This window comes from Gordoniibacillus kamchatkensis (genome assembly GCF_000829455.1).
In the GTDB taxonomy this organism is placed as follows: domain Bacteria; phylum Bacillota; class Bacilli; order Paenibacillales; family NBRC-103111; genus Gordoniibacillus; species Gordoniibacillus kamchatkensis.
The window spans coordinates 60,589-69,584 of the sequence record NZ_JXAK01000041.1 but is presented as its reverse complement, the minus strand read 5'-3'; the positions used below and the strand labels follow the sequence as shown (position 1 = coordinate 69,584).

The 8,996-nt window shown below is 57.6% G+C and carries 7 protein-coding genes and 3 pseudogenes; 8 read left to right on the top strand and 2 right to left on the bottom strand.

Translation table 11 applies throughout. The features are described from left to right. The 3 genes and pseudogenes from SD70_RS37105 to SD70_RS21570 all read left to right on the top strand — a co-directional run. A pseudogene (locus tag SD70_RS37105) lies at positions 1-830 on the top strand (hypothetical protein); the annotation flags it as partial. Then, complete coding sequence (locus SD70_RS21575; protein ID WP_041049615.1) at positions 827-1,138, top strand: EscU/YscU/HrcU family type III secretion system export apparatus switch protein; 312 nt, start codon at positions 827-829, stop codon at positions 1,136-1,138. The pseudogene SD70_RS37105 and the gene SD70_RS21575, both read left to right, overlap by 4 nt. After that, a complete protein-coding gene (locus SD70_RS21570; RefSeq protein WP_041049614.1) occupies positions 1,135-1,548 on the top strand; it encodes a YraN family protein in 414 nt (137 codons plus the stop codon). The genes SD70_RS21575 and SD70_RS21570 overlap by 4 nt, the downstream gene beginning before the upstream one ends. A gap of 187 nt (positions 1,549-1,735) precedes the next feature. Here SD70_RS21570 and SD70_RS21565 read toward each other — a convergent pair whose 3' ends face one another. Continuing rightward, the gene (locus tag SD70_RS21565; RefSeq protein ID WP_041049612.1) at positions 1,736-2,263 is read right to left on the bottom strand and encodes a dihydrofolate reductase family protein; all 528 of its coding nucleotides are present in this window, start codon (positions 2,261-2,263) and stop codon (positions 1,736-1,738) included. 180 nt (positions 2,264-2,443) lie between these two features. Between SD70_RS21565 and SD70_RS21560 the strand changes: the two genes are divergently transcribed. After that, positions 2,444-2,806 (top strand): winged helix-turn-helix transcriptional regulator, encoded by a 363-nt coding sequence (locus SD70_RS21560; RefSeq protein WP_041049610.1) that lies wholly within the window; start codon positions 2,444-2,446, stop codon positions 2,804-2,806. 279 nt (positions 2,807-3,085) lie between these two features. On the opposite strand, the pseudogene SD70_RS21555 reads toward SD70_RS21560, so the two are convergent. Then, a pseudogene (locus SD70_RS21555) lies at positions 3,086-4,623 on the bottom strand (YifB family Mg chelatase-like AAA ATPase). Positions 4,624-5,135: 512 nt separating this feature from the next. Between SD70_RS21555 and SD70_RS21550 the strand changes: the two are divergent. From SD70_RS21550 to dprA, 4 genes and pseudogenes are all read left to right on the top strand, one after another. After that, positions 5,136-5,396, top strand: coding sequence for a hypothetical protein (locus SD70_RS21550; protein ID WP_041049608.1), 261 nt, complete (start codon positions 5,136-5,138; stop codon positions 5,394-5,396). 204 nt (positions 5,397-5,600) lie between these two features. Next, positions 5,601-6,757 (top strand): annotated as a pseudogene (sucC, locus tag SD70_RS21545) (ADP-forming succinate--CoA ligase subunit beta). Positions 6,758-6,806: 49 nt separating this feature from the next. After that, on the top strand, positions 6,807-7,739 hold the full coding sequence (sucD, locus tag SD70_RS21540; RefSeq protein ID WP_041049606.1) for a succinate--CoA ligase subunit alpha: 933 nt from the start codon (positions 6,807-6,809) through the stop codon (positions 7,737-7,739). A gap of 118 nt (positions 7,740-7,857) precedes the next feature. Then, positions 7,858-8,952 (top strand): DNA-processing protein DprA, encoded by a 1,095-nt coding sequence (gene dprA / locus SD70_RS21535; RefSeq protein ID WP_041049605.1) that lies wholly within the window; start codon positions 7,858-7,860, stop codon positions 8,950-8,952. Positions 8,953-8,996 lie beyond the last annotated feature (44 nt).

The following is an 8,996-nucleotide window of genomic DNA, read 5'->3' as shown; positions in this document are numbered from 1 at the left end:
GTGGCCGCGCCGGCGGCAGGCGCAGCCGCCGGTGCCGGCTCCGGCGCCGCGGGCCATTCCGCGGCGCTGCCGGAGGCGGCCGATCACTGGATCGGCGCCTGCTCAAGGCGCTCGGCGTCGAGCACGAGCGCGAGCTGCTGCGGCTGGCGGCGAAGCCGGAGCCGCCGCCGCTGCTGCTGCCGGACGGCACGCCGGCAGCGTCCGACGCCGCCGCGGAAGCGAAAGCCGCGGCGGCGCCGCTGCCTGGCGCAGACACGCTGAAAAGCTTGTTGCTCGAGCTCGCCCGCTCGGACGATGTGCCGGCTGGCCTGAAAGACACGCTGCAGCAGACGCTGCAGCAAATTACCGGCCAGCAGCTGCTGCTGTCGGCGGACCGCAACGCGCCGTTCGCACAAGTGACGCTGTTTGTCCCGTTCCAAAGCCAGAACGGCCAGCAGACGGCATCCGTGCACATCCAGTCGCGCCGCGGCAGCCGCGGCCAACTGGACGCCAGCAACTGCCGGCTGCTGTTCGACCTGTATATGCAGCAGATGGGCAATACGCTGCTTGATGTGCAGGTTGCAGGCCGCGCCGTTTCGATGCAAGTGCGCAACGACCATCCGGCCGTACCGGCGCTCATCGACAGTTACCGCGACGAGATGGCCGAGGCGCTGCACGGCGCCGGCTATCAGCTGCTGTCGCTCCAATACGGACCGTATCCGACTCCCGCCGACTTCAAGGAAGACGCAGCCGGCGCTGCCGAAACGCCGCTTGCCGCCGATGCGCCGCGCTCGCGCTTGAAAACGCTGATGCAAACTAAACCGTACAAAGGAGTAGACGTCCGCGTATGACCGAGCGAGACGAAAACGATAGGAAAGAGGCGCCGCTGAAAAAGGCGGTCGCCCTCAAATACAGCCCCGGCGCGCAAGCGGCGCCGGTCGTCGCCGCCAAAGGGCGGGGACATATTGCCGAGGCGATTTTGCAAAAAGCTCGCGAGCACGGCGTGCCTGTCCAGGAAGACGCATCTCTTGTCGAGGTGCTCTCGAAGCTCGATCTCGACCAGGAAATTCCAACTGAGCTATACCAGCTCGTTGCCGAAATTTTGAGCTTCGTCTACCGGTCCGACAAGCGAATGAAGGAGCTGAAAGGGCAAGTATGACCTACGGACGCCAGCCGCGCCCCGCTCCGCGCTCCTCACAGCGCCCCGATCGCCGCCGGGAAACCGGCAAACTTGGCGAGGCGGCGGCAGCCGAGCTGCTTGCAAGCAAAGGCTACCGCATCGTCGCTCGCAATTGGCGGTGCCGCACGGGCGAGCTCGATCTGATCGCCGAACTGGCCGGCACGCTCGTTTTTGTGGAAGTGCGCACCCGCAGGCCGACGGGAACGCACGGCACAGCCAAAGAGGCGGTAGATGCCTGGAAGCAGCGGCAAGTGAAAGAAACCGCGCAATATTATCTGTACGCCACGAAACGGTACGACGTGAAGGTTCGCTTCGACGTCATTGCCGTCGAGCTGTCCGAACAGGACAAAGCCGCTCCCCGCATCGACCATATCGAGAACGCCTTCTGAAATGGCTCTCGCGCCCATGCGACCGCAAGCAGCGGCAATTTGTTTGGGAGAACGAAGGAAGCATGCGAAAGAATGTTGCCCGCATAGGTTTAAGTGGCGTTTTCGGAAGAGATGGTCAACTGCATGTCACCTGAAAAAATAATGACCCCTTGGTAAGGGGTCTTTGTGTCGGGTGAGGACTTTCGGCCTAAACTTCTTGGGAATCAGCCCGGTCAATCGCATAGCGCAGATGAACGACGCCGCCGCCAAGGGGCTTGCACTCCAGCAGCTGCACATGCTTATATCGGTAGCTATCTTTGTCGATTAAAAGATTTAACCCTTTACCTTCCAACACAGGTGCTACATTGAAAATTACCTCGTCTACAAGTCCTTGGCCTAAAAATGAATTGTGGATATCCGCGCCGCCGCTAATGAGAGCGGATTGATGGCCTTTTTGCTTTAAGTAGTCCAAGGCTTCTTTTGGCGATCTCGCCACCGTTACGCCCGGGATTTCCGATGCATTCTTCGAAACGACGACGATATCGATACCGGCAAAGGGACCTGGGCCGCCATTGCCGCGCATCCCTTCGAAAGTCCGACGCCCGACAATGAAATTTCCTACAGCTTTGGCGTGTGCCGCGAAGTCGTCCAATGCTTCTTTTTTCGGTGGATGTTCCGGTCCGGACTGCGCATAGTTGCCGTTGGCGGTTAAGGTTGCCCAAAGTATAGTTTTCATATGTAAACTCCTCCTCATGCTCTAATTCAAACGGTCTTTTCAAAGATGATCGCTCTTTTCCAACGTGCGTTACCGATGCTTCCTCCTCTCGATTCACATCTTAATTGATCTATGGTACATTTGAAAAGTAGTTACATTTTTGTGCAATAGTTTCAAAAAATGAACTATGGAGTGGTCATGATGATGGATCGATCTTGCCCCGGCACTGTAGAACCTATCCTGGAGATCTTGGATGGCAAATGGACGCTTCTTCTCTTATTCGAGCTGTTTAACGGAAACCGCCGTTTCGGGGAGCTGCGCCGTAAGCTGCATCTTATTAGTCCGAAAACTTTGACCGATCGGTTGCGTCTGTTAGAGGAGAAGGGAATCGTCACTCGTACTCTTTACCCAGGCGTCCCGCTGCATGTCGAATATGATCTTACCGAGTGCGGGAAGGGACTGCAGCCGATTTTTGAAGCCATGTGGACGTGGACTCAGGAACATGGCGCATATCTGCGGAAAGAGACGAATGAGATGGGTCAAGAAGCGGAAACGGTGATGTGATTGTCTTATACGAAGAGAGGGCCGTCCCTCAAGGGTGGCCTTCAAAACTTGCCGTTACAGACAGCGCGGTGATCCGGTTGTTGTTGAGATTGCTTAATTACCGCATACCATGCTGGCTGCGACGAATTGCTGCATCGACAATTAGCGGCACGAACGCTGCTTAAACGCTTGTTTAGTCATTGCGCATACACGCTATCCTTCGTTCGTGCCGTTTTCGAACTTTCCGATGGGATTTTCGTAACGCTAGCGCACGAAGGCATGCGACGTTGTCCGCTCCCGTCATTTCTCCCGCTTGTCCAGGCAGCGGTACTGCAGTGCTTCCGCCAAATGAGGAAGCCGAATGGCCTCGCAGCCGTCCAAATCGGCGATCGTCCTGGCGATTTTGAGCACGCGGTCATGGGCACGTGCGCTGAGTCCATACGCTTCGAACGACTGCTTTAACAGCACCTCGCTGTCCGCATCGAGCCGGCAATGTTGCCGCAGTCGGTAACCGCTCAGCTCGGAATTGCTATGGAGGCCTGCACCGGCGTAACGTTTCAGCTGCCGCAGCCGGGCTTCGCGCACTTGCTCGCGCATGTCGGCGGAGCCTAGCTGGGGACCGGCGCCGTGGAAAAGCCGGTAGTCCGGCTTCGGCACCTCCACGTGCAGATCGATCCGATCGAGCAGCGGTCCGGACAGGCGCGAGCGATATTGCTGAACTTTGAGCGGGGAGCAGCTGCAGCCCGGCTCCCCGGACGCCCCGTAATAACCGCACGGACACGGGTTCATCGATGCCGCCAGCAAGAAATGCGCCGGGTACGAGTATACGGCCCTGGCTCGCCCGATCGTAACTTGGCGGTCCTCCAGCGGCTGCCGCAGCGCCTCCAGCACGGACCGGGAAAACTCCGGGAGCTCGTCGAGAAACAGCACGCCCCGATGGGCGAGCGACGCTTCCCCTGGCTTAGGCACGCCTCCTCCTCCGATCAGTCCCGCTGCCGATACCGTATGGTGCGGAGCGCGAAACGGCCTCGTCTCCATAAGGCCCGAGCCGCCGCCAAGCTTGCCGGAAATGCTGTACAGCTTTGTAACTTCGAGCGCCTCGGACTCGCTCAGCGGCGGCAGGATCGAAGGCAGACGGCGGGCCAGCATCGTTTTGCCCGTACCCGGCGGACCGATAAGCAGGATATTATGCATTCCGGCTGCGGCGACGACGAGAGCCCGCTTGGCCGTAAGCTGCCCGGCAACATCGGCGTAATCGTCCGCACTGCTTTCGACCATCGCCCGCTTGCCCGCACTTCCCAGCCTGAAGCCCGATTTGACGGGCGTCCACAGCCCGCTGCCGGCGTCGCCAAGCTCCCGCAAATGCCTGATGGCGTATACCTCGATTCCGTCCAGAACGAGCGCTTCATGAGCGTTTTCCGCAGGCAATACGACCCCGCCGATGCCGGCTTCCCGCGCGCCGTGCACCATAGACAGCACGCCGGGCACCGGCCGTACCGAGCCGTCCAAAGCAAGCTCGCCGAGCAGCAGCACGCCAGCGAGCCGCTCCGTCCGCACTTGCCCGCTCGTTGCAAGTATAGCTGCAGCGATCGCCAGATCGAAGGCGGAACCTTCCTTGCGCAAATCTGCAGGTGCCAATTGACGGTGATGCGTTCCATCGGAAACGCGAAGCCGCTGTTGCGCAGCGCGGCCCGCACCCGTTCCGCCGACTCGCGGATGGCCGAATCCGGCAAACCGACCAAGGCGATGTGCGGCAGCCCGTTCGATATATCGACTTCCACTTGAATAAGCCGGCCTTCAATGCCGTGCAGGCAAGCGCTTGTCATCACTCCGTACATAAATCAAAAGCACCTCTCTCCGCAGGATAAGCCGCCAGGCGGCCGATCATCGGGGAAAGGTGCTTCCTTATCCGTCCAATGTATGATACATACATTATAGCCGTTTCGCTCGCTATGTACAAACCCGCTACTGTCACGTAACCAACTTCCCTGTACCCTACTGTCCATGCACCCCACTATCCCTGCACCCGTTTCCCCGGCTGGGAACAAATTCGTTAAAAAGCGCCTCTTAATACGATAATAGCGCCTAAAAGAGACTAAATAGAAAGTAGCGAACGAATGTGCTCTACCGAAAGAACAAATGACGTTGACAGCGACTTTGTGGTCGTTAATGGCCTGTTTTCTCCAAAACGCCCCACAACAGCGTCCTCAGATTCTTTGATTAGAGAATCTGGTCGTTGCTTTTTCGTTTGGTCTGTCACGACCTCATCTTCAGCGGGGCATATGATCGTGCTGACATTCATACATCATTTTTCCTCCATTGGGGCATACTGGACGATGAGGTGACGAAGATGCAGCAAAAACCGTATTTTTGCCCCAATTGCCGTTCGAACCGGGTCAAGTTTAACATCATCAGCTCGTATTCGCAGAAGTTTTTGAAAGACGCCGTAACCGGCGCTGTCAACGAACTGGGCGAGCCTGCGCCGATCGAGCAGGGAGAGCCGAATATCCAGTGCCAAGTGTGCGGGTTTATGGGCAACGAGCTCCGCTTCATCAAGCAGGCCGAACGCGAGCCGCGCCCTGGGGCGCCGATCAATCCCAGCTACACATAACGCTCACGCACCCCGGCTTGCCGCCGGGGCTGTTTCGTTGACGCCGTTCCCTAAAATTCGACGCACGCGCTGTTTTTATCACGTCGAAAAAATAATTTTATAATTAGCTACCGAGCAGCCCAATCAAAAAAGTGGTACAATGGTTAAGGCTTGCCCAAGAGAGCGATACTATGCACGACCATACCGATAGGAGGAAATTGGCAAATGAATATCCACGAGTACCAAGGCAAAGAAGTGCTGAGACAGTACGGGGTCAAAGTCCCGCAAGGTAAAGTGGCCTTCACTGTCGACGAAGCCGTACAAGCGGCCAAAGATCTTGGCACTTCGGTTGTCGTCGTTAAAGCGCAAATTCATGCAGGCGGCCGCGGCAAGGCCGGCGGCGTGAAAGTTGCCAAGAACCTCGATGAAGTTCGTACATACGCCGAGCAAATTCTCGGCAAAGTACTTGTTACGCACCAGACCGGTCCGGAAGGCAAAGAAGTGAAGCGCCTTTTGATCGAGCAAGGCTGCGACATCAAGAAAGAGTACTATGTCGGCGTCGTCGTCGACCGGGCGACCGGCCGCGTCGTCATGATGGGTTCCGAAGAAGGCGGTACGGAGATTGAAGAAGTAGCCGCCCACACCCCGAGAAATTTCAAGGAAGTCGTCGATCCGGCCATTGGCCTGCAGCCGTTCCAGGCGCGCCGTCTCGCGTACACATCAACATTCCGAACGAGCTTGTGAACAAAGCGGCTCAGTTCATGCTCTCCCTGTACAAAGCGTTCGTCGACAAAGACTGCTCGATCGCCGAGATCAATCCGCTTGTCGTTACCGGCGACGGCGATGTCATGGCACTCGACGCGAAGCTGAACTTCGACTCCAACGCGCTGTTCCGCCATGCGGAAATCGTAGAGCTGCGCGACCTTGACGAAGAAGACGAGAAAGAAATTCAAGCGTCCAAATTCGATCTGAGCTACATCGCCCTCGACGGCAACATCGGCTGCATGGTTAACGGAGCAGGACTCGCCATGGCGACGATGGACATTATCAAATATTACGGCGGCGAGCCGGCCAACTTCCTTGACGTAGGCGGCGGCGCCACGACGGAGAAAGTTACGGAAGCGTTCAAAATCATTCTTTCCGACGAGAACGTAAAAGGCATCTTTGTCAACATTTTCGGCGGCATTATGCGCTGCGACGTCATTGCAACCGGCGTTATCGAAGCGGCGAAGCAGCTCGGTCTCGACAAGCCGCTCGTCGTACGCCTCGAAGGCACGAACGTCGAGCTCGGCAAAAAGATGCTGAACGAATCCGGACTGAACATCGTCGCCGCCGACTCGATGGCCGACGGCGCGCAGAAGATCGTCTCTCTCGTGAAATAAGGCGTCGCCTGCGGACGACGAACCAACAATCAAGGGGTGCAAACGAACCATGAGCATTTTGGTCGATAAGAATACAAAAGTGATCACGCAAGGGATTACCGGCAAAACCGGTCTGTTCCATACGAAGGGCGGCCTCGACTACGGTACGCAAATGGTCGCCGGCGTTACGCCTGGCAAAGGCGGGCAAACCGCCGACATCACGCTGGAGAACGGCGAAACGAAGAAAGTGCCGATCTACAACAGCGTCATCGAAGCGAAAAACGCGACGGGCGCTACCGCTTCCGTCATATACGTTGCGCCGCCGTTCGCGGCCGATTCGATCATGGAAGCTGTAGACGCCGAGCTCGATCTCGTCATCTGCATTACCGAGGGCATCCCGGTGCTGGACATGGTGAAAGTGAAGCGCTACATGGAAGGCAAGAAGACGCGCCTCATCGGGCCTAACTGCCCGGGCGTCATTACGCCTGAAGAGTGCAAAATCGGCATTATGCCGGGATATATCCATATGAAAGGCCACGTCGGCGTCGTTTCCCGGTCCGGAACGCTCACCTACGAAGCGGTACACCAGCTTACGACGCGCGGCATCGGCCAATCGTCCGCGGTCGGCATCGGCGGCGACCCGGTAAAAGGCTCCGAGTTCATCGATATTTTGAAGCTGTTTAACGAAGATCCGGATACGTACGCCGTCATCATGATCGGCGAAATCGGCGGTACGGCGGAGGAAGAAGCGGCCGAGTGGATCGCTGCCAACATGAAGAAGCCGGTCGTCGGCTTCATCGGCGGCAAAACGGCGCCTCCGGGAAAACGGATGGGCCATGCCGGCGCGATCATTTCCGGCGGCAAAGGAACGGCGGCGGAAAAAGTGGCGACGATGGAGCGCTGCGGCATCCGCGTTGCGCCGACTCCGTCCGAAATGGGCTCTACGCTCGTTGCGGTGCTTGAAGAAAAAGGCCTGCTTGACAAATGCATCACCCGCAAGTAAGCTAATCGCATAAGCTATTACGGACGAATAGGTAAGCAACCTTTCGCACTCCCCAAATGGAGCGTGGAAGGTTGCTTTTTCGTCTTATAACGCTTGTCATATAGGAGGCGGCGGATATATGGAGCCACGAGATATCGTATTCGGCTTGCACGAACTGGAGGGCATCGGTTGGCAGTCGATTTTGCGCATAATCGTCCACGTGCAACCGATCGACAAAATATTTATAATGAAGGAACACGATTTGGCCGCGCTCGGTTTGCGCGCCGCGCAAGTGGCGGCTGTGCGGGAACGGTTGACGCCGGCATTTGTCGAACGGAGGCGGGAAGCGTATCGGCAGCGCGGTGTCCGGATCGTGACTGCGTTCGACAGCGATTACCCCGGCATTTTGAAAGAGACAGCTCAGCCGCCGTGGGTGCTGTACGGCATTGGCGATTGGGCGAAGCTGAAGGATTCGGCTATCGCGATAGTCGGAACGCGGACGCCGACGGTGTACGGACAGAAAATTGCGGCCATGCTCGCCGGTACGTTGGCGCAAGCAGGATTCGCGATTGTGAGCGGTCTCGCCCGCGGTATCGACGGCTGCGCCCATCGCGGTGCGCTCGAAGCGGGCGGCGCCACGATCGCCGTGCTCGGCTGTCCGCTAGACCGGATTTATCCTCCGGACAACGCTGCGCTGCACCGCGAAATCGCCCGCCATGGCTTGATTTTGTCCGAATATCCGCTCGGGACGGCGATGAAGAAAGGCATGTTCCCGCAGCGCAACCGGATTATCGCCGGCTTAAGCCTTGGCGTTGTAGTCGTTGAAGCCGCAAGGCAAAGCGGATCGCTGCTCACCGCGAAGCAGGCGCTCGACGAAGGGCGCGATGTATTCGCTGTCCCCGGTCCCATCACGTCGCCGAAAAGCGTCGGCGCCCTCAATCTTGTTTGCGACGGCACCGCCAAAATGATTTTATCCGCCGAACACATTATTGAGGAGTACCGTCACCTTATAACAAAGCCTGTTCATACACATAGTAAACAAGACGGACGGGTGGCTGCCATGTCCGCGGACGAGCGTCTTGTCTACGATTTGCTGGCCGCGGAAGGGGCTACGGCCGATGAGCTGCTCGCCCAAACCGCATTTACGTTTGGACATTTGCATTCAGTTCTGCTATCTTTAACAATGAAAAACTTGATCCAACCATTACCGGGCTCCGTATATAAGGCAATTTAAAAGCACGGCACGAATTTGACGATAACATCGGGGGGAGGAAACGG